This window comes from Cryobacterium sp. TMT2-10, assembly GCF_004403075.1.
GTDB classification, from domain to species: Bacteria; Actinomycetota; Actinomycetes; order Actinomycetales; family Microbacteriaceae; genus Cryobacterium; species Cryobacterium shii.
The window spans coordinates 55,506-80,983 of record NZ_SOGW01000038.1 but is presented as its reverse complement, the minus strand read 5'-3'; the positions used below and the strand labels follow the sequence as shown (position 1 = coordinate 80,983).

Below are 25,478 nucleotides of genomic sequence, written 5' to 3'. Positions count from 1 at the left end.
CGGGCGGGCGCGGCGGGGCGCGTGGCGGCTGCGTGGGGCGGGACCCCTCAGTCGGCGTCGACCGGCTCCAGGGCGGGGCGCTTCGGCGGGCGGCCGTCGCCGGAGGAGCGCCCGGTGAGGCGGCGGCCGATCCACGGCAGCACGAACTCGCGGTAGTACGCCGCCGTGCCCTGCACGTGCTCGGCGGACGCGGCCGGCGCATCCAGCCACTCCACCGGAACCGGGACGCCGAGCTCGGCCAGCACGTTCGTCGCCACCCGGGTGTGCCCGAGGGCGTTCAGGTGCAGTTTGTCGACGGACCAGAACCGCTTGTGCTCGAGCTCGGTGTCGACCCAGTTGTCGACCAGGGTGACGCCCGGCCGGTCGAACGCGGCGCGCGCGGCGTCGGCCAGCCGGTCGCCGCGCTGGCGCATCAGGTTGCCGAGCGGCAGGTGGTGCGACGGATTGCCGCCGCTGAGCACGAGCACGTGCACGCCCTCGTCGAGGGCGCGGTCGACGGCCTGCTGCAGCAGGCCGACCACGTAGGAGATCTCGACCCGGGGGCGCATCACATCGTTGCCGCCGCCGCAGATGCTGATCAGGTCCGGGCCGAGCGCGAGGGCCGGCTCGAGCTGCTCGGCGACGATCGGGCCGAGCAGCCGGCCCCGCACGGCGAGGTTCGCGTAGGACACGGGGGCCTCGGATGCCGCGGCCAGGCCGAGCGCGACGAGGTCGGCCCAGCCGCGCACCTGCCCGCCCGGCAGGTCGTCGCCGACGCCCTCGGTGAAGCTGTCGCCGATGGCGACGTAGCGCTGAAACATCCGGTCCCCCGTTGCGGTGCAGATTGTGCCGGCGCGGTGTGCCCGCCGGGCGGCCGAACTACTCGCTCGGGTGGCTGTGCTTGGTGCCGTGGGTCTGTTCGACGCCCTGGGTGGAGTCCGCGGTCAGGCTGAACCGTGCGTTGAGCACGTCCCGGGCCTGCTGGGCCGCACGACGCACCTCTTTGTCGGGGTCGCGCAGGCGCTGCACGATCGTGGCGAGGTGGTCCTCGGTGCCCTGGGCGGCCAGCGCGTGGAGGGCGGCGGCGCGCACGCGCGACACCTCATCGGTGGTCAGGCGCACGAGCTTGGGGGCGACCTCGAGGCCGCGGAGCAGGATGACCTTCGCGCACATCTCGCGCACCCGCCAGGCCTGGTTGTTCAGGCCGACGACGATGTACGGCGCGGCGCCGTCGCTCCAGACGTAGAGCAGCGCGCGGGCGCCCCAGAGCTCGGGCCAGTAGAGGGCGGGGGCGCCTTCGAGGATGCCCAGGGCGTGGCGTCCGCCGGCGTAGAGCAGGAAGTCCTTGCCCGCGTTCTTGGCGCGGAGGAGCGCGATCGAGTTGTCGATGACCGTTTGTTCGCCATAGTGCGCGACGGCCGCATGGATGCGTTCGGCCGTGGGCAGGTCGATGGGAAGGTCGGGGTGAGGCTCTAATTTGTTATGCATGGCATGACTACGGTATCAAGCGCCCGTGGCGCTGGCCAATACCGGCGCCCCGGCCGGCCCTCAGGCCGCAACTCAGGTGAGGTCGTCGCCGGTCGTGAGGGTGCGTTCGAACCCGTGCGCGCGCTCGTAGATGCCGTAGTTGCCGATCTCCCGGTAGCCGAGGCGGCGGTACAGCGAGAGGGCCTCCGGCTGCGCGTGCCCGGTCTCCAGGCGCAGCTGCCGGTAGCCGAGTTCGCGGGCCAGTTCCTCGAGGGCGGCGAGCACGGCCGAGGCGTGGCCCTGCCGGCGGTAGGCCGGGTTGGTCCACATCCGTTTCACCTCGCCGGTCGTGTCGTCGAGCCGACGGATGCCGCCGCCCGCCACCGTGGCGCCCCCGTCGAGCAGCACCAGGAAGCCGCCCGTCGGCGGCTCGAACGCCCCGCCCGGAACGTCGTGCACGGAGTCGCCGTCGCCGTAACGCTCGTCGTACTCGCGGCGGAGGTCGGCGAGGAGCGGGGCCACCTCCTGGTCGGTGAAGCGTACGCGCTTGAATTCCACATCAGCCAGTCTGCCCGATCCGTGCCGGGTGCGAAAAGGTAAGCTCCTCCTGTGTCTGTCAACCCCGAACTGCAGGGCCGGGTCTTCCCGCCCGTCGCCCCCTACCTTGTCGGCCGGGAGAAGGTGCGCGAGTTCGCCCGCGCCGTCTTCGCCACCAGTCCGATCAACCTCGACCCGGAAGCCGCGCGCGCCGCGGGCTACGCCGACGTCGTCGCCCCGCCCACCTTCGCCGTGGTCGTGCAGGAGGCCACGCTGGCGCAGCTTCTGGCCGAGCCGGATGCCGGAATCGACTTCAGCCGGGTCGTGCACGGCGACCAGCGATTCAGCTTCAGCCGCCCGATCGTGGCCGGCGACCTGCTCACCGCCACCCTCACGGTGGCGAGCGTCAAGAGCCTCGGCGGCCACTCGATGGTGACGGCCGAATCGCGCGTCGTCGACGCCGCCGGCGCCCACGTGGTCACCGCGACCTCCACCCTCGTCGTCAGGGGAGACGAATGACCAGCCAGGCAACACCCGTTCTCGCCGACCTGACCGTGGGCGACGTCGTCGCCACCGGCACGTTCCCGTTGACGCGCGATTCCCTGGTGCGCTACGCCGGAGCATCCGGGGACTTCAACCCCATTCACTACCGTGACGACGTCGCCGTCTCCGTCGGCCTGCCGGGGGTGCTCGCCCATGGCATGCTCACCATGGGCTTCGCCGTGCAGCCGGTCGTCGACTGGGCCGGCGACCCCGGCCGCATCGTCGACTACCAGGTGCGGTTCACCCGCCCGGTGCTGGTGGATCCGGTCGACGGCGCCGAAGTGACCGTGGTGGCCAAGGTCGGCGCCATCGACCCGGCCGCCGGAATCGCCCGCATCGACCTCGCCGTGTCGGCCAACGAGGTGACTGTGCTCGGCAAGGCGCAGGCCCGCGTCAGCCTGGTCTGAGCGGACCGCGCCCGATGACCGAGCTCGCACCCCCTCCTTTCGCCCAGCTGACCACCATGGCCGTGGGCGGCCCCCCGGCCCGGATGGTCTCCCCGGCGACCGAGCAGGACCTGGTCGACCAGACGCTCGAGGCGTGGGCGTCCGGTGACGATTGGATGCTGCTCGGCGGCGGCTCCAACACCGTGGTCGCCGACGAGGGCTTCGACGGCACCGTGATCCGGGTGCTGACCCGCGGGGTCAGCGTGCTCGACCCTGCTTCTGCTTCTGCTTCTGCTTCTGAGCCGGCGTCTGCTTCTGCGTCGGCCTCGGCCTCGACCGAGCCCGGGCGGCTGCGGCTGCGCGTGCAGGCCGGCGAACCGTGGGACGAGCTGGTGGCCTACACGGTCGCGCAGGGCTGGGCCGGCATCGAGGCCCTGTCCGGCATCCCCGGGTCGACCGGGGCGGCCCCGGTGCAGAACATCGGCGCCTACGGGCAGGAGCTCGGCAGCAGCCTGGCGGCGATCGACTTCCTGGACTACGAGACCCATGAGCTGCGCCGGATGCCCGCGGCGGAGCTCGCACTCGGCTATCGCACCTCGGTGCTCAAGCAGGGGCTCCGCGGCCTGGTGGTCGCGGTGGAACTGGACCTGCACGACACCCGGGCGGAGGCATCCGTTCTCGGCAGCGCCCTCAGTCGGCCGGTTGCGTACGCGCAGCTCGCGACGGCCCTCGGCGTGCAGTTGGGCGACCGCGTGCCGCTGACCGCGCTGCGGGAGACCGTGCTGGGGCTGCGCGCGGCGAAGGGGATGGTGCTCGACCCGGCCGACCCGGACACCCGCAGTTCCGGTTCGTTCTTCACCAACCCGATCGTGTCGCTGGCCTTCTCGCGCACCCTGCCGGCCGCATGCCCGCGCTGGCCGCTGAACGAGCAGGAGCTGCCCGACCGAGTGATCCCGCTCGACGAGTACGCCGGGGTGGGACCGATCCCGGGCACGCCCGTCGTGCCGCTGGTCAAGCTGAGCGCGGCCTGGCTGATCGAGAACTCGGGCATCACGCGCGGCTTCCGGCTGCCCGGTTCGCGCGCCGCCGTGTCGAGCAAGCACACGCTCGCGCTGACCAACACGGGGGGAGCGACCGCCGACGAGATCGCACAACTCGCCCGCCTCGTGCTGGGCCGGGTGCAGGCCGAGTTCGGCGTCAACCTGCAGCCCGAGCCGGTGCTGGTCGGTCTGGACCTGTAGCCCGGGCCGGTGGCCCCGGGTCGGTGGTCAGTCGGCTCGGCGGAACACGACGACGATGCCGACGACGATGAGCAGCAGTCCGATCGCGACGACACCGCTGAGAAGCCGGAGGGTCGGGTCCGCGGGGGCGGGCGCCAGCACCCCGATCAGCATGAAGGCGGCGAAGGCGAGCAGCAGCACGCCCCAGACGATGGTGCCGAAGAGCGGCCGGCGAGTGCGGCGCACGGATGCCGTCGGCTGCGCGGGCACGTCCGGCACCGCTGCCGCGGGGTACCCCGGCCCACCGGCGACCGGGTAGGCGGGTGCCCCCGTCGCCGGGCGGACAGGCTTGGCGGCCGGGAGATCGGCCGGGAGATAACGAAGCGTCGCGGTGTCGCCCGTCGTGTCCGCTGCCGTGTCGGCCGCGGTGCCGGTTCCGGTTCCGGTTCCGGTTCCGGTGCCGGACCGCTCGAGCCGGTATTCGGGGATCGGCCCCGGGGACGCGATGGTGTGCGCACCGTCTGGGTCGGTGCCGGTGCCGGGCCCGGTTCCGGGCCTGGTGGCATCGGGCCCGGGGGCGAAGGCCTCGGTGAGGTCGGAGGGCTCGGACGCACCGGCTTCGGGCGCCTCGCGGTCGGGCTCCACGCCGTCGCGCACCGGGGTGAACGCCACGGTCAGGTCGTCGGGAACGGCAGGTCCGGTGGCCGCGCTGTCGGGGGCGGGGGCCAGGGCCACGGTGAGGTCGGAGACCTCGGCCTCGGACGCCGCGGGCTCCAGCGCGACCGTCTCGGACAGTGCGTCGGTGTCGGGTTCGGGCGCTGCGGCATCCGTGCGCTCGCCCGTGCCCGGTGGGTCCGTGCGCGGCTCGCCGCTGCTGGCTTCGTCGTTACCGGGCTCGGCCGCGGCGGGGTCGTCCGGGTGCGGGGTGACCATCAGGGGCCCCCGGGGTCGGCGCCGACGACCGAGACCTGGCCGAGGAGGGTCCAGACGCGCACGCGCGCGACCGGCGGGGCGTCGCCGGGGTTGAACGTGCGCGCGTCGTGGAAGAAGATGCCGCCCTGCTGCACCGCGGCTCTCTCGCCGACGTAATCGATCTCGCCGGCCAGGGTGCTGGCCTCGACGCGCACGGACCGGTTGTCCGGCAGGACGAGCTCGGTCACGCCGACCCCCATCCAGACGTCGATCGTGCGCGCCTCCGCGGCGGCGGCGTCGAGGGCCGAGAGCTCGATGGTCGCCCGGCCGGAGAGCACGGCGTAGCCCGGGGGAGCGCCGGCGGCGTCGGCGCTCACGGTCCAGGTGGCGGCTCCGACCGGGAAGAACTGCGTGCCGGCGGGGAACAGGCCCACGACTACCAGGACCACGGCCGCCAGAAAGGCGAACCGGCCGACGGCGCCGCTCTGCTTGCCGCGGATACCCAGCACGATGATCCCGACGGCGAGCACGCCGAGTGCGACGGACAGGCCGACGACCGGCACCGCGGCAGACCAGACGCCGCCGGAGATCACGGCGGCCGCGACGGCTCCGGCGAGGAGGGCCAGGCCCAGCACGATCGCGGCGAAGCCGACCTCGGGGCGGCGGTCGCGCCACGAGCCACGGGCACTCCCGGCGGCGGCCACCCCGGCGGGCACCGTCGTCGCCTAACTCTCGGGGGCATCGGTCATGCTGACAGTCTGCTCGCGGTGGATCCGGCCGACAATGCCCCCGGCCGGCGACGGATGCTTCGTCCAGCCCGGTCCTTCGCCCGGCGGCCCGTCTCGCCCCAAACGGGAAACGGTGTCCGGCGCCCTACCAATTCGACGGAGATTCTGCTCTAAAAAGTGGGATTCCGGTGTTTCGGGCCCGATGCGGGCAAAATCTCCGTCGAATTCGTTCTGCCCGGGAATTGCTGCACCGCAGCGCGACCCCGCAGCGCGACCCGGCAGCGCGACCGCGCAGCGCGGAACGGCGCTAGGTGTCCTTGCGGATCCAGCGGAAGGTGACCCGGCTGAGCACGAGCCCGACGACCAGCCAGATCGCCAGGTTGAGCGCGATCAGCGGGAAGTCCCAGGCGCCGCTCTGCTCGAGACTGGCGAAGCTGTCCGGCAGGAACACGCCGCGCATGCCCTGAGCCATCCACTTGAGCGGGAACACGCTGGCCAGGTTCTGCATCCAGTCCGGCAGCAGGTAGAACTGCAGGTAGACGCCGGAGATGAACTGCAGGATCAGCACGATCGGGATGACCACCGCGGTGGCACTCTTGCCCGAGCGGGGCAGCGCCGAGAGCGCGATGCCCAGGAAAGCGCAGGTGACGACGCCGAACAGGAACACCCAGGCGAAGGTCAGCCACTTCCCCGGTTCGGTCGGCAGGTCGATGCCGAGCAGCACCCGGGCGACCAGGATCAGCAGCGCCGCCTGGAAGATACCGGTCACCAGAACCTGACCGATCTTGCCGATGAAATAGCTCAGCGGCGACAGCGGCGTGCCGCCGAGCCGTTTGAGGGTGCCGTCGCCCTTCTCCCCGGCGATGTCGACGGCGAGGTTCTGCACCCCCGAGAGCAGCATGCCGGCGGCGAGCATCCCGGGCAGGTAATACGCGCCCACGCTGATGCCGCCGGTGCCGTCGGGCGCGGCGCCCACATTGCCCGACGACCCGAAAGCGGCCGTGAAGATGGCCAGCATGATGAACGGGAACAGGAACGTGAAGAACACGCTGTCCGTGGTGCGGAAGTAGATCCGGGTCTCGTAACGGATGCGGGAAAGCCCGACCCGCAGGACCGTCGCCAGCCCGGCGCTCGACCTCGACCTCGCCGTCGACCTCGCACGAGACCCTGGCCGCTCTGCGCTCGCCGCAGCTCGGGTCGTGCTGCCGGAGTCCGTCTCGAGCCGGCTCATGCGAGCACCTCCGCGTCGTTCCCCAGGGCGTCCGCCGCATCCGTCGTGCCGGAGGCCGGCCGGCTGCCGCGCACCAGGCCGAGGTAGATGTCCTCCAGGCTGGGCCGGATCACCTCGAGGTTGCCGGGTTCGCCACCGGATGCCGCGGCGAGTTCGGCCACCAGCCGCGCCGGTTCCTGCGTGCGTTTCTCCTGGAGCGTGCCGGAAGCGTCGCGCCAGCGCACCAAGGGGACCCGGGCATCCGCCCCGCCGATCTCGCCGATGGCACCGATGTCGATCAGCCGGCCGTCGTTGATCACGCCCGCCCGGTCGCCGAGCTGGGCGGCCTCGTCGAGGTAGTGCGTGGTGAGCAGGATGGTCGTGCCCTCCGCCTTGAGCCGGCGCACGAGGTCCCAGAACTGGTGGCGTGCCTCGGGGTCGAAGCCCGTGGTGGGCTCGTCCAGGAACAACAGTTCGGGCCGGCCGATGATGCCCAGCGCCACGTCCACGCGCCGACGCTGGCCGCCGGAGAGCTTGCTGATGCGGGTCTTCGCCTTCGGCTCCAGGCCGACGGCCTCGATCACCTCGGCGACGCGGCGCGGCCGCGGGTAGAGGCCGGCGAAGTGGGTGAGTTGCTCTGTGACGGTGACGTTGCCGCTCTCCCCGCTGGACTGCAGCACGATGCCCAGGCGCGATTTCCAGCCGAGGCCGCCGCGCTGCGGGTCGACGCCAAGCACGCTCACCTCGCCGGAGGTGCGGTCGCGGTAGCCCTCGAGGATCTCGATCGCGGTGCTCTTCCCGGCCCCGTTCGGTCCGAGGAGCGCGAACGTCTCACCGGCCTCGATGTCGAAACTGATCCCGCGCACGGCATTGAAGTCGCCGTAGGACTTGTGCAGGTCGCGCACGCGCACGACCGGGGGCGAAAGTTCCATGGAAATAGGGTCCCATGCCGCGCCGCCCACAGGAAGCACTGCGCACGAACGGATTCCGGGTTCCTCGCCTAGCGCCTCATAGCGACCCTGGATCGCCGCCGCGTGCGCTCAAATGACCGTCATCGTTTCACCGATGGCGGTCATTTGAGCGCACGCGCGAACGGAGGGTGCCCGCGGCGCGCTACGCGAAGAGGCGCTGCAGGCGCTGAACGCCCTCGAGCAGGGCCGCGTCGCTCAGCGCATAGGAGAAGCGCAGGTAGCCGCTGGGGCCGAAGGCCTCTCCGGGCACGGCGGCCACCTCGACCTGGTCGAGAATGAGGTCGGCGAGCTCCAGCGACGTCGTCGGGGTGACGCCGCCCCAGGTGCGACCGAGCAGGCCGGAGACGTCGGGGTAGACGTAGAACGCGCCCTGCGGCGTCGGCGTGACCATGCCGGGGATCTTGTTCAGCTCGGCGACGATGACCTTGCGGCGGCGGTCGAAGGCCTCCCGCATCGCGATCGCGGCATCCTGCGGCCCGGTGAGGGCGGCGATCCCGGCGCGCTGGGAGATGTTCGAGACGTTCGAGGACAGGTGCGACTGCAGGTTGGCCGCCGCCTTCATGGCGTCCTGCGGGCCCACCATCCAGCCGAGCCGCCAGCCGGTCATGGCATAGGTCTTGGCCACGCCGTTGACCAGGATGGTGCGGTCCGCCAGCGCGGGAACCGCCTCCACGATCGACACGGCGCGCACGCCGTCATAGGTGAGGTTCTGGTAGATCTCGTCGCTGATGATCCAGAGGCCGTGTTCCTCGGCCCAGTCGCCGATGGCCTTCGTCTGCTCCGGGGAGTAGACGGCTCCGGTGGGGTTGGACGGTGACACGAACAGGAGCACCTTGGTGCGCGGGGTGCGGGCGGCCTCGAGCTGCTCGACGGTGACGAGGTAGTTCTGGTCGCTGCCCGCGAAGACATCGACCTGCACGCCGCCGGCCAGCCGGATGGATTCCGGATAGGTGGTCCAGTAGGGAGTGGGCACGATGACCTCGTCGCCCGGATCGAGCAGGGTGGCGAAGGCCTGATAGACGGCCTGCTTGCCGCCGTTGGTGACGACCACCTGGCTGGGCGAGACCTGCAGGCCGCTGTCCCGGAGGGTCTTGGCCGCGATCGCCTCGCGCAGGTCCGGCAGCCCGGCCGCGGGGGTGTACCGGTAGTTCTTCGGGTCGAGCACGGCCGCCGCGGCCGCCTCGACGATGTGCGCGGGGGTCGGGAAGTCCGGTTCGCCCGCGGCGAAGCTGATCACCGGCCGGCCGGCCGCCTGCAGCGCCTTGGCCTTGCCGTCGACCTTGAGGGTCGCCGACTCCGCAATGGAGCCGATTCGAGTAGAGATTCGCTTGAGTTCGTGAGCCACGCTTCGAGCATACGGGGCCGCCCCGATCCGGCGAAGGGCCGAACCCGGCCAATTCCGCGCTCCGAGGGCCGCGGGTGGGCCCCGGGCGGGGCCTCGGCTTTACAGTGGCCGCCGAGTGACCTAGACTTGATTGAGGTAGTTGAATTCCGCCATGCTTTCTTGCGCCTATTTTTGGTCAGTTTCCACGGATGCGCGCAACAAGGTAATCTGGATTTGCTCCATAGGGTGGTGGCTCAATTGGTAGAGCAGCGGTCTCCAAAACCGCAGGTTGCAGGTTCGAGTCCTGTCCGCCCTGCAAGTCGGTGGCATTCCGTCGGCCCATGAAAGGTGTATCTGGTGGCCCGAAAAGTTGTCGACGAACCCAGTGAGGAAATCGTCGCAAACGCGAAATTGGCGCGCGATTCCAAGCGCAGCCCTTTCGCTCGGATCTCCCTGTTCATCCAGCAGGTCATGGCGGAACTCCGCAAGGTCGTCACGCCGACTCGCAAGGAACTTCTGAGCTACACGGGCGTCGTGCTGGTATTCGTGACGATCATGATGGCCCTGGTTTCCGGCCTCGACTGGGTGTTCGCGCTCGTCGTGACCTACGTGTTCGGAACGCCAGGCGGCTAAGGCCGCCGTGACCCCACGGTCACCGCACAGATTCATGGCAACGCTGAACGGGTCACGCTTTCGTGCCCAGACAATTGATAAGGATTGAGATTTAGTGACTGAGACGAATCACGACGATGTCGACTGGGCCACCGCTGCCGAGCAGTCCTCCAACGAGGACGAAGCGCAGGAGGGCAACACCCTCGCCGAAGAAGAAGAGTCGGTAGAGGCCGCCGAGCAGGTCGCCCTGCACGTGTTCGACCCGAACGTCGGAGTCGAAGACAACCTCGACGCCGCTCTGGATGCTCTCGCCGAGTCGGTGGACCCCAAAGCCGACGCGATCGTCGACGACGCCCTCGACATCGATTCCGCCGATGAGGCCGAGGCCTCCGTCGAAGCCGTCGAAGACGAAGAGAAGCTCGACGCCGCGGCAGAGGCAGAGGCAGAGGCAGAGGCCGCGCCCGTCGAGGACGAGACCCCCGAAGACCCCTACGAAGAGTTCCGCAAGGAACTGCGTTTCCAGCCGGGCAAGTGGTTCGTCATCCACTCCTACGCCGGCTTCGAACGCCGCGTGAAGTCGAACATCGAGAACCGCAAGCAGTCGATGGCCATGGAAGATTTCATCTACCAGGTCGAGGTTCCGATGGAAGACGTCGTCGAGATCAAGAACGGCCAGCGCAAGATGGTCACCCGCGTCCGTATCCCCGGCTACGTGCTCGTGCGGATGGACCTCAACGAAGACAGCTGGTCCGTGGTGCGTCACACGCCGGGCGTCACCGGATTCGTCGGCAACGCGCACAACCCGACGCCGCTGCGTTTCGAGGAAGCCTTCGGCATGCTGAAGAGCCTCGTCGAGATCCAGGATGTCCCCACCGCCAAGACCGGCGCCGGACACGGCGGCAAGGTTCCGACCCGTGCCCTCCCGGCCGAGATCGACTACGAGATCGGCGAAACCATCACGATCAAGGAAGGCTCGTTCGCGGGCCTGCCCGGATCGATCAGCGAGATCAAGGCGGAGAGCGGCAAGCTCATCGTGCTGGTGTCCCTCTTCGAGCGCGAGACCCCGGTCGAGCTCAGCTTCGACCAGGTCACCAAGCTCTAAATACTTCACATTCACCGGGGCCCGTCCGGGCTACCGGGAGAGCGGCCCCTGGCTGCTCGTCATCACAAAGTAAGGAAGAACAATGGCACCGAAGAAGAAGGTAACTGGTCTGATCAAGCTTCAGATCAAGGCCGGCGCCGCCAACCCCGCACCGCCCATCGGGCCGGCACTGGGCCAGCACGGCGTCAACATCATGGAGTTCTGCAAGGCGTACAACGCTCAGACGGAATCCCAGCGCGGCAACGTCATCCCGGTGGAAATCACCGTCTACGACGACCGTTCATTCACTTTCATCCTGAAGACCCCGCCCGCAGCGGAGCTCATCAAGAAGGCGGCCGGCGTCGCCAAGGGCAGTGGCACCCCGCACACCGTCAAGGTCGCGAAGCTCACCAAGGCCCAGGTCCGCGAAATCGCCGAGACCAAGATGGTTGACCTCAACGCCAACGACATCGACGCAGCAGCGAAGATCATCGCCGGAACCGCCCGTTCCATGGGTATCACGGTCGAGGCCTAAGCGACACCCACCGGCATCCCGCCACAGCAGTACGTGGAAGAGCCAGCCAGGCTCGCACCACACTCTCAACTCGTTTTACAGGAGATTCAAATGGCACAGAAGTCAAAGGCCTACCGGGCCGCGGCCGAGAAGATCGACGCAGACAAGCTCTACACCCCGACCGAGGCAGTCACCCTGGCTCGCGAGACCGGCTCCGCGAACTTCAACTCCACCGTTGAGGTTGCCCTCAAGCTCGGCGTTGACCCCCGCAAGGCTGACCAGATGGTTCGCGGTACCGTGATTCTTCCTCACGGCACCGGACGCACCGCCCGCGTCATCGTCTTCGCAACCGGCCCGGCCGCCGAGGCAGCCATCGCTGCCGGCGCCGACGAGGTCGGTGGCGACGAGCTGATCGAGAAGGTGGCCGCCGGCTACACCTCGTTCGACTCCGCCGTCTCGACCCCGGAGCTCATGGGTAAGGTCGGTCGCCTGGGTAAGGTCCTCGGCCCGCGTGGTCTCATGCCGAACCCGAAGACCGGAACCGTGACGCCTGACGTCGCGCGCGCCGTGTCCGACATCAAGGGTGGAAAGATCGCGTTCCGCGTCGACAAGCACGCCAACGTGCAGTTCGTCGTCGGCAAGGCGTCCTTCACCGCTGAGCAGCTGAACGAGAACATCAGCGCCGCTCTCGAGGAGATCGTCCGCCTCAAGCCGAGCTCTTCCAAGGGCCGCTACATCATGAAGGGCGCCGTGTCGACCACGTTCGGCCCCGGCATCCCGCTCGATGTGAACAGCATCTAGCCAGTTCCACCGCGGCTTCAGCCGCAGCACGAAGGGCCCGTCGCGAGACGGGCCCTTCGGTCGTTAACGGATGCCTACTGCGTCGACGTCGTCGGACGCGCGTCCTTCCGGTGGGCGTTCTGCGGGTGTGCCCGGAGCATGGCGGCCACTGCGATCGCATCGCCCTCCGGCTGGTGCGAGGCGCTGTGCGGTTTGGCGATGAACAGGTAGAGCAGCCCGCTGCCCATCACCACGGCCAGGCCGATCAGCACGATCCAGTCGTCGAGGAAGACGCCGGTCGAACCCGGCCGGGCCAGCAGGACCATGGCGAAGATCCCGTAGAGCAGTGCGACGACGTTGACGACGAAGCCCACCGGTCCGAGGTTGAACGGCCCGGCGGGGCGCCAGCCCTTGAACCTCTGCCGCAGGGCCGCGAGCACCACCATCTGGAAGGCGACGTAGATGCCGATCACGGCGAACGCGGTGATCTGGGTGAGCAGCGTGCTGCCGCCCACATAGATCAGCAGGCAGAGCAACAGCGGGATCGTGCAGGCCACGATCAACGCGTTGACCGGGACGGTGGTGCGCGGTGACACCTTGCCCAGCCAAGCGTGGCCGGGGATCATCCCGTCCCGGGCGAAGGCGAACATCAGCCGGCTCGCCGCGGCCTGCAGGCTGAGCACGCAGGAGAGGAATGCCGTCAGGGCGACGATGAGGAAGAGCTTGGCGCCGACGGTGCCGAGGGTCGCCTCGAGGATCGCTGGAATCGGGTCGATGTCGGTGCCGTTGACCACGGCCTGGAGGTCTGGCGCCGCCATCACGTAGCCGCCGAACGAGAAGAGGGCGGACACTCCGCCGATCAGGATCGTGAGGATCATGGCCCGGGGGATTCCCCTGGCGGGGTCCGGCACCTCCTCGGCAACGTCACCGCAGGCCTCGAATCCGTAGAACAGGAACAGGCCGGCGAGGGCCGCACCGAGGAAGGCGGCGGCGTAGCTGTCGTTGCCCTGGACGCCCATCGTGTCGAAGAAGATGCTGAACTCCTGCTTGCGCTGGAAGATGAGCAGGTACAGGCCGAGGCCAATTACGCCGATCAGCTCGGCGGCGAGGCCGATCCGGGCGACCCGGGACAGCATCTTCGTGCCCGAGAAGTTGAACGCGAACGCCACCACGAGGAACAGCACCGAGAGGCCGAGGGTGACCTCCTTGGTGACGGGCGCGTTGATCAGGCTGGCGAGGAAGCCGCTGCCGAACTCCGCGACTGCGGTGATGGTGACGAGCATGGCCCAGACGTAGACCCACGCGGCCATCCAGGCGTACCGCTTGCCCCAGAGTCGCCGGGTCCAGGGGTAGATTCCGCCGGCGATCGGGTATTGGGACACCACTTCGCCGAAGACGAGGGCCACCAGCAGCTGGCCGGTTCCCACGATCACGAGCCAGAAGATCGAGGGCGGCCCGCCCGTGCTGAGAGCCAGCGCGAAGAGTGAGTAGACGCCGACGAGGGGGGACAGATAGGTGAAGCCGAGGGCGAGGTTGGCCCAGAGCGACATGGACCGATGAAACGAGTCGTCGTAGCCGAGGGCCTTGAGGTGCTCGCTGTCGCCGAGCCCCTTCTTCTGTGGAGATGCGTTGGATGACATTGGGACCTTTCCGATCATGCCCGAGGGACGTGCGGCCACACCCCCTAGCCGCGGACACCTCATTGTGTGTGTGCTTCAACATAGTGGACCGCAGACCGCAAAGGTGCGGAACCGGATGTTTGTCTTCCGCGGCGTGTTGCCGGTGAGAGTGGCCGTTCCGGTCGAGAGTGACCGGCAGAACGGGCACTCTCGACCGGAACGGGAACAGGGGAGGGGGTCGTGCGAGGCGGGTCAGGCCGAGGTCAGCCGATGTAGCTCATCACGTGCTTGATCCGGGTGTAGTCCTCGAGGCCGTACAGGGAGAGGTCCTTGCCGTAGCCGGAGTGCTTGAAACCGCCGTGCGGCATTTCGGCGACGAGCGGGATGTGCGTGTTGATCCAGACGCAGCCGAAATCGAGGCGCTTGGCCATGCGCATCGCGGTGCCGTGGTCCCGGGTCCAGACGGATGACGCCAGGCCGTACTGCACATCGTTGGCCCAGGCCAGCGCCTGCGCCTCGTCGGTGAACTTCTGCACCGTCATCACCGGGCCGAAGAACTCGTTCTGCACCGCGTCGTCACCCTGGCGCAGGTCGGTGATGATCGTGGCCTCGTGGAAGTAGCCGACCGAGCCCTGGCGGTGGCCGCCGAGCGCCACGTTCGCGTGGTCGGGCAGGCTGTCGACGACGCCCTCGATCCGGGCGAGGTGCTCGGCGCTGGAGAGGGCACCGTAGAGCACGCCGTCTTCCCGGGGTCCGCCGGTGCGGGCGTTCTCCCGGGCGTAGGCGGCGAGGGCGGCCACGAATTCGTCATGGATGCCTTCCTGCACGAGCAGGCGGGTGGCGGCGGTGCAGTCCTGGCCGGCGTTGTAGAACCCGGCGGCGGTGATGCCCTCGATCGCCGCCTGGATGTCCGCGTCGTTGAACACGATCACCGGGGCCTTGCCGCCGAGTTCCAGGTGCACCCGCTTGACGTCGAGGGCCGCGGCGCCCGCGACCTCCATGCCGGCGCGCACCGAGCCGGTGATCGACACCATCTGCGGCATGCGGTTCGTGACCAGGGCGCGCCCGGTGTCCCGGTTGCCGGTCACGACGTTGAACGTTCCGGCGGGCAGGAACTCGGAGGCGATTTCGGCCAGCAGCAGGGTCGACACGGGGGTCGAGTCCGACGGCTTGAGCACGACGGCGTTGCCGGCGGCGAGGGCCGGCGCGATCTTCCAGATCGCCATCATCATCGGGTAGTTCCACGGGGTGACCTGGCCGATCACGCCGATCGGTTCGCGGCGCACCATCGAGGTGTGGTCCTTCAGGTACTCGCCGGCGGACTTGCCCTCGAGCACGCGCGCGGCGCCGGCGAAGAAGCGCACCTGGTCGATCATGACCTCAATCTCGTCGCCGACGATCCCCGCGCGCGGCTTGCCGGTGTTCTCGCTCTCGACGTCGGCGAGTTCCTCCGTGCGGGCCTCGAGGGCGTCGGCGAACCTGAGCAGGGCCAGCTGGCGTTCGCCCGGGGTGGTCTCGCCCCAGGTCGTGAAGGCGGTCGCCGCCGCGCCGTAGGCGTCCGCGACATCCGTCTCGGTGGAGACCGGGGTGCGGGCGTACACCTCTTCGGTGGCGGGATTGATGATGTCGAGCTGTTCGCTCGCGCCGGACTCGACGTACTGTCCGTTGACGAAGTTGCGCAGTTCGCGGATGGTCATTCGCTGGCCTTTCGAGGGCGTGGAGGAGCGGAGTCGGTCGTGACTTCAGCGTCGGTGACGTCGGCGTCGCTCGGGGGCCGATGGGCACCTTACGGCGACGATACCTCAAAACATCCGGAATACAATCTTTAAATTGTGGCGTTCCTCGTGCGGGTGGCGATCAGGAACGGGGTGCCGGGGCACGGCATCCGGTCGTAGTCGCCGAGCGGATGCCGCGGGTTCGGCAGGATGTCCCCGGCCGGCAGCGAGGGCTCGGTCGACACCACCACGCGGCCGGCCTCGTTGATCAACAGCACCGGGCTCGCCAGGGCGAGGAAGTGCGGCAGAAGCACCTGTTCGAGGCTCTTCACGAAGACGTCGGCTCCGACGACCCCGACCATGTCCCGGTCCACCCGCACCGGCATGGTCAGCGTGATCACGTAGTCGAACGTGCACAGGTGGTCGACGTATGGCCCGGTCACGTGGGTGTGGTTGGTCGATTCCGGCACCTGGTACCACTCCAGTTCCCGGAAGTCGCGCAGGAACTCGGTGTTCACCCGGGCTGCGAGGTCCAGTCGGCTCGGCCCGCTCGTGGTGCCGAGCAGCGGGGTGCCGGCCAGAGGCCCGAGCCACCACGCGAAGTGGGCGTCGCGCCCGGTCACGTACTGCGGCGCCGCGATGAAACCCGCCCCGATCAGGAGGGACTCGGGCACGCCGCCCGGCGCCGGAGGTTCGGCTCGCAGCGCCGGTACGACGAGAGCTTCGACGAGGGCGTCCAGTTCGGCCGCGCGAACCGGTCCCGCGGCGACGATCGCGTCGCGCCAGCCCTCGAGGGTGCGGAAGGCGCGGGCGAAGATCTCACCGACCTCTGCCGCGCAGGAGGCGAGGCTGAGCTGCGCGGCGTCGGTCAGGTCTGGCACCGACGTCTCAGGCACCGACGTCTCAGGCACCGACGTCTCAGGTACCGACGTCTCAGGCGGGGTTGTCTCAGGCGGGGTCATAGAGCTGCCCTCCCCGTTCGATTCTCGCCTTGGCGGTCAACAGCCACACGGCCAGGTCCTGCACCTGGCCGGCGACCAGCGCACGGGCGGCCGGACCGTCGGCGCCGGCGATGGCCTCGGCGATCTCACCATTCACCCGGGCCACGCGGCTGCGGATCCCGGCATCGCCGAGGGCCAGGAGCAGCAGGGGGCCGAATTCGGCCTGCAGCCTGATGTGCTCCCGCACGAGCCGGGGGGACTGGCTGAGCACCGCGAGTTCGAGGTAGAAACCACCCGCGGTGGCGCGGGCTCCCGCGGTCCCGCCGCCGGCGCTGTCGGCCAGCCAGGCCCGGAGCCGCTCCGAGTCGACGGGGGAGGCGCGAAGGGCCGCACGCTCGGCGCAGCCCTCGATGATCGTGGAGAAGTACACAGCCAGATCGGACAACTCCACCTGGGCCAGGCCGCGGAGGCGAGCCTGCAGCAGGGCGCTGTGCGGGGCATCCGTCTGGATCACGAAGCTGCCGCCCTCGCGGCCGCGCCGGGTCTCAACCAGGCCGGCGTCGCGCAGGAGGACGAGGCCCTCCCGCACGGTGATCAGGGCCACCCCGAAACGCCGCGCCAGTTCCTGTTCGCTCGGCAGCCGTTCGCCGGGGGTGAGCACGCCGAGGATGATGGCATCGGTGAGGCGCCGGGCGACCTGTTCGGACCGGCCGGCGTCAATGAGCTGCGCGAAGATCGCTTCCCGCGCGCCGGGTCGCAACTGAGCCTCCATTGACCCAATCTAGCCGACCGGACGGGCAGGTGACGGGGCCAATCATGCGCTATAGGATCGACTCACGGCTACCATCGCCGGTGGCGAGTGGCTCGATTTCGTCCGTGTTCCGTCGATCCGTGAAGGATTCTCGTGCCCGCCTCAGGCCGCCCCACAGCCCTCGTTCACAGCCCCCTGGTCGACGCCGTGTTCGACCTCGACGCCCTGCTCAGCGCGGAGGAGATCGCCTGGGCCCGCAAGGCGCGGGCCTTCGCGACCAACCGCATCCTGCCCACCATCGAGGAAGACTTCGAGAACAAGCATTTCCGCCGGGAGTTCGTCGCCGAACTCGGCGCGGCCGGCTTCCTCGGCATGCACCTGACCGGCTACGGCTGTGCCGGCGCCGGGGCGGTGAGCTACGGGCTGGTCTGCCTCGAACTGGAGGCCGCCGACAGCGGCTGGCGCACGTTCGTCTCGGTGCAGGGCTCGCTGGCCATGTCGGCCATCCACCAGTACGGCTCGGAGGAGCAGAAGCAGCGGTGGCTGCCCGGCCTGGCCGCCGGCGAGCTGATCGGCTGCTTCGCTCTGACCGAGGCCGGCGGCGGCAGCGACCCCGCCGCGATGACGACCACCGCGACCCGGGACGGGGCCGGCTGGCTGATCGAGGGTTCCAAACGGTGGATCGGGCTCGCGAGCCTCGCCGACGTCGCGGTGGTCTGGGCTCAGACGGATGCCGGCGTGCGCGGCTTCCTGGCGCCGACCCACACCCCGGGCTTCACGGCGACTCCGATCGAGAACAAGCTCTCCATGCGCGCATCCGTTCAGTGCGATCTGCGCCTCGACGCCGTGCGGGTGCCGGCGGACGCCCTGTTGCCGGACGCGGCCGGACTGTCCGGGCCGTTCGGCTGCCTGAACGAGGCGCGGTTTGGCATCGTCTGGGGCGCGATGGGCGCCGCCCGCAGCTGCCTCGACGCCGCCATCCTGCGCTCGGAGACCCGCGAGGTGTTCGGCAAGCCGATCGGGGCCACCCAGCTGATCCAGGCCAAACTCGCCGACATGCTGGTCGAGTACGAGAAGGGGGTGCTGCTCGCGCTGCACCTGGGGCGGCTCAAGGAGCAGGGCACACTCACCCCGGCCCAGATCAGCGTCGGCAAGCTCAACAGCGTGCGGGAAGCGATCCGGATCGCGCAGAGCGCCCGGGCCATTCTGGGCGGCGACGGCATCACGAGCGAGTTCCCCGTGATGCGGCACCTCGCCAATCTGGAGTCCGTGCGCACCTATGAGGGGACCGACGAGATCCACCAGCTGGTGATCGGACGGGCCCTGACCGACCTGAACGCGTTCTCCTAGCGGCGGATGTGCGATAGTGGCACACGGATCGAAGTGTGGCGGGGGGAGGCCGAAATGACGGTGACCGGGGGGCAGGCCGCGTACGCGAACCTGCGCGCGCGCATCCTCTCGGGTGAACTGCCCGCCAACGCGACCCTGCGGGAGACCGCCCTCGCCCAGGAGCTCGGCCTCAGCCGCACGCCGATCCGGGAGGCGCTGCGCCGGCTCGACGAGGCCGGCCTGGTCGAGTTCATCCCCAATCGCGGCGCGACGGTCATCCCATGGACGGCCGAACAGGTCCGCGAGACGTATTTTCTCCGCGCCGCCCTCGAGAGCCGCGCGGCCGGGCTCGCCGCCGCGCGGATCGAACCCGGCGACCTCGACCGGCTCGGTGCGCTGATCGGGCTGATGGAGGAGTTCGTGCGGAGGACCGACGACCCGGGCATCGACCGGCGCGGCGAGCTGAACGCCGAATTCCACCGGATCATCGTGGCCGCCTCCCGCAGCAAACAGCTCGTCGGCCTGACGGCATCCGTCGGCCGGGTGCCGATGATGAGCCACTTCTTCCGCCGCGACGGCGCCGCGTTCCGGGCCGGCAGCAATCACCAGCACCGCGACATCCTGACCGCCTTGCGCTCGGGCGACGTGGTCTGGGCCGAGGTGGCGATGCGTTCGCACATTCTCGCCGCGCGGAACGCGGTCTCGGCGTTGCCCGCCGACGCGTAGCCGCCCTTCCCGTAGCCGCCCTTCCCGTACCCGCCCTTCCCGTACCCGGCCTCCCCTTCCGGCCGGAGAAGTGCCCGCCGAGCCGTGAGTTCCGCCCCCTTTCCGGCGTTTTTAAGGGTCGCTTCTCACGGCTCGGCGGATTTCTCGCCGAGGATCAGGAGGGGCAGGAGGGGCAGGAGGATCAGGGGGGCAGGGGGGCAGAGACCAGGGGGGCAGGCGGGGTGGGCGCGCGCGGTGGCGAGCAGCTGGCGGGTGCGCGGATGCTGCGGCGCGCTGACGATCTCGGCCCTCGACCCCTGTTCGACGATCCGTCCTGCGTCGAGCACGGCCACCCGGTCGCAGCCGGCCACGGCGTCTCCCAGGTTGCGGGACACGACGATCATGGCCAGTGCGCGCTCCTGCCGGAGGCCGCGGTAGAGCGCGGCGATGGTTGCGTCTGCGGCCGCGTCCTCCGCCGCCTGCCCGGCCGCGTCCGCCGCCGTGCCTGGCGCGGCTCCCCGGTCGTCGACGATCAGGAGGCCCGGCCCGCACGCGACGGCGTCGGCGATCAGCACCCGGTGCAGGGTGAGCCGGGGGAGCTGCCCGGGGAGGAGGGTCGATGCGTGCCGGGGGTCCTCGACTCTCGCCCGGTCGAGGTTTTCCAGCATTCGCCGGGTGGCGGCCGCCCGGGACAGGCCCAGGGTGCGCCGGAGCGGGCGGGTGAGCTGCCGCCCGATGGCGCGGTGCGGCGCGAGCCGGGTCGTCGCGTCCGCGGGGACCAGGGCCATCGTGGTTCCGCGGAGTCGTTCGAGGGCCCGGCCCTTGATACCCACCAGTTCTGTGCCGTCCAACAGGATGGAGCCGGCGACGATCCGGTCCGGAGCGGACAGCCGTCCCGCGATGGCCCTGGCGATCTCGGTGGCACCGGAACCGACGTCGCCGACCAGCCCGAGGACCTCCCCGTGCGCCAGCGACAGCGAGATCCCGGTGGCGAGGATCGAGGCATCCGTTCGGGGGCCCCGAACGATCTGGAGTCCGCGCACGTCGACCAGGGCGGTGGCGCGGAATCCGTCGGAGGGCACCGGCTCGTCGCCCTCGGCGGGTGAACCCGCGTCGGGAAACGACCCGAACGCATCCCCGAACGCATCCCCGAACGCATCCCCGAACGCATCCCCGAAGGCGTCGCCGGTGGGAAGGAATGCCTTCACGTTGCCCACCCTCCGCTCTGAATGGTTTCACTGTATGCAATGCCGGGGGTGAATCGCCTGTGTGAACCCCGGCTTCTGCCCATTTGTGTCCCGAAATGGGGAGTTTTGCATACAACCTGGCCGTCATTTCGCTGAAATATCCCGGCAATACCACCCCGCTACGCTCCCGGAATGGTTGACCTGTTCACGGGCTACGGCACGACCGCATCCCTTCGATTGAAAAACGGCGCGCCGAGCGCCTGGGACGAAATGTTCCCCGACCTCACCTCGCTCACGCCGGTGGAGGCGCGCACGGCCTATAAGGACGTGTATGCGGCCCTGGCGAAAATGACGCAGAAAGAGCTCCGGGGCCGCACGGATGCCCTGGCGAGCAGCTATCTCGCCCAGGGGGTCACGTTCGACTTCGCGGGGGAGGAGCGGCCGTTCCCGCTGGACGCGGTGCCGCGCGTGATCGAGCAGCAGGAGTGGGTCACGGTCGAATCCGGGATCAAACAGCGGGTGCGGGCACTCGAGGCGTTCCTCGCGGACATCTACGGACCCCAGGCCGCGGTGCATGACGGCGTCATCCCGGCCGGTCTGATCAGTTCGTCGAGTCACTTCCATCGGCAGGCGGCCGGCATCGTCTCGGCGAACAACGTGCGCATCCAGGTGTCGGGGATCGACCTGATCCGGGACGAGCGGGGAGCCTGGCGAGTGCTCGAGGACAACGTGCGGGTGCCCAGCGGGGTGAGCTACGTCATCTCCAACCGCCGCGTGATGGCCCAGACCCTGCCGGAGCTGTTCGCCTCGATGCGCGTGCGCCCGGTCGGGGACTACCCGAACAAGCTGCTTCAGGCCCTCCGCGCCTCGGCCCCGGCGGGGATCGACGACCCCAACGTGGTCGTGCTCACCCCGGGCGTCTTCAACTCCGCCTACTTCGAGCACACCCTGCTGGCCCGGCTGATGGGAGTCGAGCTCGTCGAGGGGCGGGACCTGTTCTGCTCCGGCGGCCGGGTCTGGATGCGCACCACCGCCGGGCCCACCCGGGTCGACGTGATCTACCGTCGCGTCGACGACGAATTCCTGGACCCGCCGCAGTTCCGGGCCGATTCCCAACTGGGGTCGCCGGGCATCCTGATGGCCGCCCGGCTCGGCAACGTCACCATCGCCAACGCCGTCGGCAACGGGGTCGCCGACGACAAGCTGGTCTACACCTACCTGCCCGAGCTGATCCGGTACTACCTCGGCGAGGACGCCGTCATCCCCAACGTCGACACCTGGCGGCTCGAAGATCCGCTGGCCCTCGAGGAGGTACTGGACCGGCTCGGCGAGCTCGTGGTCAAGCCCGTCGACGGGTCGGGCGGCAAGGGGCTCCTGGTCGGGCCCGCGGCATCCGCCGCCGAGCTGGACACCCTGCCGGCGCAGCTGCTGAAGGACCCGCGTGGCTGGATCGCGCAGCCGGTCGTGCAACTCTCCACCATCCCCACCCTCGTGGACGCGGGCATGCGGCCGCGGCACGCCGACCTGCGACCGTTCGCCGTGAACGACGGCACGGATGTCTGGGTGCTGCCGGGCGGACTCACCCGGGTCGCGCTGCCCGAGGGGGAGCTCGTGGTCAACTCCAGCCAGGGCGGCGGGTCCAAGGACACCTGGGTGATCGGCACGGAACCGGATTCCTTCACCGAGGGGCCCGGGCGCTCCATCCAGGGACTGGTCGCCGGCCAGGCCGCCAACGTGCGCTCGACCGGGGTCGCGCACGCCGTGGACCACTCGCCGCAGGACAAGCCCGTCGGCGACAACGAGCAGCAGCAGCAGCAGCAACAGCAGGCGTCGACCGCGCCGGCCGGGGAGAGAGAGGGGCGAGAATGTTGAGCCGCATCGCGGAAAGCCTGTTCTGGATTGGACGCTACATCGAGCGCAGCGACGGCACGGCGCGCATCCTCGACGTGCACCTCCAACTGTTGCTCGAAGACCCGTGGATCGAGGAGAACCTCGCCTGTCAGTCCCTGCTGCATCTGATGGGGAGCGCCGCGCCGACCGACCGGTTGCTGACCCGCAAGGACGTGCTCGCCACGCTGGCCGTCGACCGCCTTCATCCGGCCTCGATCGCCTATTCGGTCACCGCGGCCCGGGAGAACGCCAGGCGGGTCAGGGAGATCGTGCCGACGGAACTGTGGGAGTTCCTGAATACGACCAGCGCAAGGATGCCCCGCAAGGTCGCCGGCGAGAAGACGCACGACTTCTTCGGCTGGGTGCGCGAGCGCTCGGTGCTCGCCGTGGGCATCGTGGAGTCCGGGGTCAGCCGGGACGAGGCGTGGCAGTTCTTCAACCTGGGTCGCAGCCTCGAGCAGGCGGACATGACCGCCCGGCTGCTGGCCACCCGGTCGCTGACCGAGGCCAGCGGGCCCTCGTGGACCACGATCCTGCGCTCCTGCGGCGCGTACGAGTCCTACCTGCGCACCTACCGGGGGGTGCCCTCGGCCCGGAACGCGGCCGAGTTCCTGCTGCTGGATCGACTGTTCCCCCCGCTCGATCGTGTTCTCCCTCTCCCGGGCGGAGCAGTGCCTGCGCGACATGGAGACCCGCACGGACCGCGTCGGCGTGTCCGACCAGGCGCAGCGGGAGCTGGGCCGGATCCGCAGCCAGCTGGAATATCGGCCGATCATGGATATCCTGAACGACCTGTCCGCGCAGATGGACGCCGTGCAGGAGGCCACCAGCGCCGCCTCGGAAGCCATCGGCGACCGGTATTTCCCCACGAGCACCGTGCCGACCTGGACCGGGGAGGCGTCGTGAACCGGCTGCGGATCCGGCACGTGACCGGCTACCGGTACCAGGGCGAGGTGGGCGCCTCCTACAACGAGGCGAGGATGCTGCCGGTCAGCTCGCCGGACCAGTTCGTGCTGTACGCCGGGCTCGAGATCTCGCCGGTGTCGAGCAACCACGGCTACCTCGACTACTGGGGCACGCAGGTGTCGAGCTTCGAGGTGCTCACCCCGTACACCGAGCTCACGCTCACGGCCACCAGCCTGGTGGAGGTGCGGCCGCGCACCCACCTGGCGCATCCGCAGGGCTGGCCGGAACTGGCGGCCGCGAGCCGGCGCAGCACCATCACGGTGGAGCACGCGCGGCAGACCCGGCTGACCGACCCGCCGGAGGATGTCGCTGCGCTGGCCGCCGAGATCGTGGCCCGCCGCGCGAGCCCCTGCGACGCCGCGCTGGAGATCTGCGCCGCCATCGGGGACCAGATGCAGTACGTGCAGGGCGTCACGGGCGTGCACTCCACCGCCCGGGAATCGTGGAGCGACAAGCGCGGCGTGTGCCAGGACATCACCCACATCGCGCTGGGAGCGCTGCGGTCGGCGGGCATTCCCGCCCGGTACGTGTCCGGCTACCTGCACTCGCGGCCGGATGCCGGCATCGGCGAGACCATCCGGGGCGAGTCCCACGCGTGGGTCGAGTGGTTCTGCGGCGACTGGCGCGGCTACGACCCGACCAACTCGATCGACATCGGCGACCGGCACGTGGCCGTCGGACGGGGCCGCGATTACAACGACGTGCCCCCGCTGCGCGGCGTGTTCTCGGGGACGAGCGGGTCGGAACTGTTCGTCACGGTGGAGATCACCCGGGAGGCCTGAGGCGCGCCGCCGGCATCCGTCGTTTCGAACCCACGGATGTCGCGGCGCACCCTGCGGCCGCGGGCTCAGGTTCTACCGCGCGCCCGCGTCCACAACCTGAGCCGCGACGGGAGCCGTCACCGGCAGGGCGACGGATGCCACCCGGCGGCGGGTCAGCCGGGCGCCGCGCGCCGCAGCGACCATGACGACCAGGCCGAGCACCGTCACGCCGGCCCCGGCCCAGATCGGCGAGGTGTAGCCAGCCCGATCGTGATGGTCAGGCCGCCGAGCCAGGCGCCGAGCGTGTTGCCGAGGTTGAAGGCGGCGATGTTGGCGCCGGAGGCCAGGGTGGGCGCCGCGCTGGCGTAGCTCATCACGCGCATCTGCAGGCCGGGAACCGTGGCGAAGCCGAACCCGCCGAGGAGCAGAAGCGATGCGATCGTTGCGACCTGGCTGCGGACGGTCAGCGCGAAGAAGACGAGAACCACCGTCAGGGCCGCCAGCAGCACGATCAGGGTCGTGTCGACGGAACGGTCCGCCGCCTTGCCGCCGACGATATTGCCGATGAAGAGACCCACGCCGAAGAGTATCAACAGGAACGGCACAGTGGATGCCGCGAGGCCGCTGACCTCGGTCAGGGTGAACGCGATGTAGGTGAACGCCCCGAACATGCCCCCGTAGCCGAGCACCGTGACGGCGATGGACAGCCAGACCTGGCCGGAGCGGAAGGCTCTCAGCTCGCCGCGGAGACCGCCGTTCTGGTCGGTGGCGTGCTCGATCTGCGGCACGAGGGTCGCGATTCCGACCAGCGCGATCACGCCGATCAGGGTGATCGCCCAGAACGTGGCGCGCCAGCCGAGGTTCTGGCCGAGCAGGGTGCCGAAGGGCACGCCGAGCACGTTGGCGACGGTCAGGCCGGTGAACATGATCGCGATCGCCCCGGACTTCTTCGTCGGTGCCACCATGTCGGCGGCGAGCACGGAGCCGATGCCGAAGAACGCGCCGTGGCAGAGTGCGGCGACCACCCGGCCGAGCATCATCAGGGCGTAGGTCGGGGCGAGTGCGCTGATCAGGTTGCCGAGGATGAACAGGACCATCAGGGCGATCAGCACCTTCTTGCGCGGCAGCCGGGTCACGGCGGCGGTCAGACCGAGGGTGCCGACGACCACGCTCAGGGCGTAGCCGGAGATCAGCCAGCCGGCCGCGGCCTCGCTGATCCCGAAATCGGCGGCGAGGTCGGGCAGGATGCCCATGATGACGAACTCGGTGAGTCCGATGCCGAACCCTCCGAGGGCGAGGGCGAAAAGGCCAATGGGTATGGGAGGAACTCCTTGAGAACTGTACTTACGC

Annotated in this window: 24 protein-coding genes, 1 tRNA gene and 2 pseudogenes; 13 read left to right on the top strand and 14 right to left on the bottom strand. The window is 69.7% G+C overall.

The window, feature by feature from the left end; translation table 11 throughout:
* Nucleotides 1–47 precede the first annotated feature (47 nt).
* The 3 genes from E3T37_RS04925 to E3T37_RS04915 form a co-directional block, all read right to left on the bottom strand.
* Nucleotides 48–800 (bottom strand): SGNH/GDSL hydrolase family protein, encoded by a 753-nt coding sequence (locus E3T37_RS04925; RefSeq protein WP_134365705.1) that lies wholly within the window; start codon nucleotides 798–800, stop codon nucleotides 48–50.
* Between the two features lie 58 nt (nucleotides 801–858).
* Entirely contained in the window at nucleotides 859–1,467 is a 609-nt protein-coding gene (locus tag E3T37_RS04920; RefSeq protein WP_134365704.1) for a HEAT repeat domain-containing protein, read from the bottom strand.
* Between the two features lie 72 nt (nucleotides 1,468–1,539).
* Nucleotides 1,540–2,004, bottom strand: a complete 465-nt coding sequence (locus E3T37_RS04915) for a GNAT family N-acetyltransferase (RefSeq protein ID WP_198415964.1) — start codon at nucleotides 2,002–2,004, stop codon at nucleotides 1,540–1,542.
* Nucleotides 2,005–2,055: 51 nt separating this feature from the next.
* Here E3T37_RS04915 and E3T37_RS04910 point away from each other — a divergent pair, with 51 nt between their 5' ends.
* From E3T37_RS04910 to E3T37_RS04900, 3 genes are read left to right on the top strand one after another with little or no spacing between them, the layout of a single operon-like run.
* The gene (locus tag E3T37_RS04910) at nucleotides 2,056–2,502 is read left to right on the top strand and encodes a MaoC family dehydratase N-terminal domain-containing protein (RefSeq protein WP_134365703.1); all 447 of its coding nucleotides are present in this window, start codon (nucleotides 2,056–2,058) and stop codon (nucleotides 2,500–2,502) included.
* Nucleotides 2,499–2,933 (top strand): MaoC family dehydratase, encoded by a 435-nt coding sequence (locus tag E3T37_RS04905; protein WP_134365702.1) that lies wholly within the window; start codon nucleotides 2,499–2,501, stop codon nucleotides 2,931–2,933. Before E3T37_RS04910 ends, E3T37_RS04905 begins: the two co-directional genes overlap by 4 nt.
* Before the next feature lie 14 nt (nucleotides 2,934–2,947).
* Nucleotides 2,948–4,153, top strand: coding sequence for a UDP-N-acetylmuramate dehydrogenase (locus E3T37_RS04900; RefSeq protein WP_134365701.1), 1,206 nt, complete (start codon nucleotides 2,948–2,950; stop codon nucleotides 4,151–4,153).
* A 27-nt stretch (nucleotides 4,154–4,180) separates the two neighbouring features.
* On the opposite strand, the gene E3T37_RS04895 is transcribed toward E3T37_RS04900, so the two are convergent.
* The 5 genes from E3T37_RS04895 to E3T37_RS04875 all read right to left on the bottom strand — a co-directional run bounded on the left by E3T37_RS04895 (nucleotide 4,181) and on the right by E3T37_RS04875 (nucleotide 9,298).
* Nucleotides 4,181–5,065 (bottom strand): hypothetical protein, encoded by an 885-nt coding sequence (locus E3T37_RS04895; protein WP_134365700.1) that lies wholly within the window; start codon nucleotides 5,063–5,065, stop codon nucleotides 4,181–4,183.
* Nucleotides 5,065–5,760: a hypothetical protein gene (locus E3T37_RS04890; RefSeq protein ID WP_134365699.1), complete on the bottom strand. Its 696-nt coding sequence runs from the start codon at nucleotides 5,758–5,760 to the stop codon at nucleotides 5,065–5,067. The genes E3T37_RS04895 and E3T37_RS04890 overlap by 1 nt, the downstream gene beginning before the upstream one ends.
* Nucleotides 5,761–6,079: 319 nt before the next feature.
* On the bottom strand, nucleotides 6,080–7,003 hold the full coding sequence (locus E3T37_RS04885) for an ABC transporter permease (RefSeq protein ID WP_134365698.1): 924 nt from the start codon (nucleotides 7,001–7,003) through the stop codon (nucleotides 6,080–6,082).
* A complete protein-coding gene (locus E3T37_RS04880; RefSeq protein WP_134365697.1) occupies nucleotides 7,000–7,914 on the bottom strand; it encodes an ABC transporter ATP-binding protein in 915 nt (304 codons plus the stop codon). Before E3T37_RS04880 ends, E3T37_RS04885 begins: the two co-directional genes overlap by 4 nt.
* A gap of 181 nt (nucleotides 7,915–8,095) precedes the next feature.
* Nucleotides 8,096–9,298, bottom strand: a complete 1,203-nt coding sequence (locus E3T37_RS04875) for a pyridoxal phosphate-dependent aminotransferase (RefSeq protein ID WP_134365696.1) — start codon at nucleotides 9,296–9,298, stop codon at nucleotides 8,096–8,098.
* A 222-nt stretch (nucleotides 9,299–9,520) separates the two neighbouring features.
* Between E3T37_RS04875 and E3T37_RS04870 the strand changes: the two genes are divergently transcribed.
* From E3T37_RS04870 to rplA, 5 genes are all read left to right on the top strand, one after another.
* A tRNA-Trp gene (locus tag E3T37_RS04870) sits at nucleotides 9,521–9,593 on the top strand.
* A 41-nt stretch (nucleotides 9,594–9,634) separates the two neighbouring features.
* Nucleotides 9,635–9,910 carry a preprotein translocase subunit SecE gene (gene secE, locus E3T37_RS04865; protein ID WP_134365695.1) on the top strand — a complete coding sequence of 92 codons (276 nt, stop codon included), beginning with the start codon at nucleotides 9,635–9,637 and terminating at the stop codon, nucleotides 9,908–9,910.
* A 94-nt stretch (nucleotides 9,911–10,004) separates the two neighbouring features.
* Entirely contained in the window at nucleotides 10,005–10,991 is a 987-nt protein-coding gene (gene nusG / locus E3T37_RS04860) for a transcription termination/antitermination protein NusG (protein ID WP_134365694.1), read from the top strand.
* A gap of 82 nt (nucleotides 10,992–11,073) precedes the next feature.
* Nucleotides 11,074–11,505, top strand: a complete 432-nt coding sequence (gene rplK / locus E3T37_RS04855; RefSeq protein ID WP_134365693.1) for a 50S ribosomal protein L11 — start codon at nucleotides 11,074–11,076, stop codon at nucleotides 11,503–11,505.
* 90 nt (nucleotides 11,506–11,595) lie between these two features.
* Nucleotides 11,596–12,285 (top strand): 50S ribosomal protein L1, encoded by a 690-nt coding sequence (gene rplA / locus E3T37_RS04850; RefSeq protein WP_134365692.1) that lies wholly within the window; start codon nucleotides 11,596–11,598, stop codon nucleotides 12,283–12,285.
* A gap of 74 nt (nucleotides 12,286–12,359) precedes the next feature.
* Here rplA and E3T37_RS04845 read toward each other — a convergent pair whose 3' ends face one another.
* From E3T37_RS04845 to E3T37_RS04830, 4 genes are all read right to left on the bottom strand, one after another.
* Complete coding sequence (locus E3T37_RS04845) at nucleotides 12,360–13,904, bottom strand: APC family permease (RefSeq protein WP_134365691.1); 1,545 nt, start codon at nucleotides 13,902–13,904, stop codon at nucleotides 12,360–12,362.
* A 242-nt stretch (nucleotides 13,905–14,146) separates the two neighbouring features.
* Nucleotides 14,147–15,580: a gamma-aminobutyraldehyde dehydrogenase gene (locus tag E3T37_RS04840; RefSeq protein WP_134365690.1), complete on the bottom strand. Its 1,434-nt coding sequence runs from the start codon at nucleotides 15,578–15,580 to the stop codon at nucleotides 14,147–14,149.
* Between the two features lie 128 nt (nucleotides 15,581–15,708).
* The gene (locus E3T37_RS04835; protein ID WP_134365689.1) at nucleotides 15,709–16,494 is read right to left on the bottom strand and encodes a PDC sensor domain-containing protein; all 786 of its coding nucleotides are present in this window, start codon (nucleotides 16,492–16,494) and stop codon (nucleotides 15,709–15,711) included.
* Between the two features lie 52 nt (nucleotides 16,495–16,546).
* Nucleotides 16,547–17,311: a FadR/GntR family transcriptional regulator gene (locus tag E3T37_RS04830; protein ID WP_134365688.1), complete on the bottom strand. Its 765-nt coding sequence runs from the start codon at nucleotides 17,309–17,311 to the stop codon at nucleotides 16,547–16,549.
* A 174-nt stretch (nucleotides 17,312–17,485) separates the two neighbouring features.
* Here E3T37_RS04830 and E3T37_RS04825 point away from each other — a divergent pair, with 174 nt between their 5' ends.
* Nucleotides 17,486–18,640 carry an acyl-CoA dehydrogenase family protein gene (locus E3T37_RS04825; RefSeq protein ID WP_134365710.1) on the top strand — a complete coding sequence of 385 codons (1,155 nt, stop codon included), beginning with the start codon at nucleotides 17,486–17,488 and terminating at the stop codon, nucleotides 18,638–18,640.
* A 54-nt stretch (nucleotides 18,641–18,694) separates the two neighbouring features.
* Nucleotides 18,695–19,345: a GntR family transcriptional regulator gene (locus E3T37_RS04820; protein WP_166806070.1), complete on the top strand. Its 651-nt coding sequence runs from the start codon at nucleotides 18,695–18,697 to the stop codon at nucleotides 19,343–19,345.
* Between the two features lie 125 nt (nucleotides 19,346–19,470).
* On the opposite strand, the gene E3T37_RS04815 is transcribed toward E3T37_RS04820, so the two are convergent.
* Nucleotides 19,471–20,532, bottom strand: a complete 1,062-nt coding sequence (locus E3T37_RS04815; protein WP_166789096.1) for an ATP-binding cassette domain-containing protein — start codon at nucleotides 20,530–20,532, stop codon at nucleotides 19,471–19,473.
* A gap of 171 nt (nucleotides 20,533–20,703) precedes the next feature.
* Here E3T37_RS04815 and E3T37_RS04810 point away from each other — a divergent pair, with 171 nt between their 5' ends.
* The 3 genes and pseudogenes from E3T37_RS04810 to E3T37_RS04800 all read left to right on the top strand — a co-directional run bounded on the left by E3T37_RS04810 (nucleotide 20,704) and on the right by E3T37_RS04800 (nucleotide 24,149).
* The gene (locus tag E3T37_RS04810) at nucleotides 20,704–22,383 is read left to right on the top strand and encodes a circularly permuted type 2 ATP-grasp protein (protein ID WP_134365685.1); all 1,680 of its coding nucleotides are present in this window, start codon (nucleotides 20,704–20,706) and stop codon (nucleotides 22,381–22,383) included.
* Nucleotides 22,377–23,307 (top strand): annotated as a pseudogene (locus E3T37_RS04805) (alpha-E domain-containing protein). The gene E3T37_RS04810 and the pseudogene E3T37_RS04805 overlap by 7 nt, the downstream one beginning before the upstream one ends.
* Nucleotides 23,304–24,149 (top strand): transglutaminase family protein, encoded by an 846-nt coding sequence (locus E3T37_RS04800; protein WP_134365684.1) that lies wholly within the window; start codon nucleotides 23,304–23,306, stop codon nucleotides 24,147–24,149. Before E3T37_RS04805 ends, E3T37_RS04800 begins: the two are co-directional and overlap by 4 nt.
* A 72-nt stretch (nucleotides 24,150–24,221) precedes the next feature.
* Here E3T37_RS04800 and E3T37_RS04795 read toward each other — a convergent pair.
* Nucleotides 24,222–25,447 (bottom strand): annotated as a pseudogene (locus E3T37_RS04795) (MFS transporter).
* Nucleotides 25,448–25,478 lie beyond the last annotated feature (31 nt).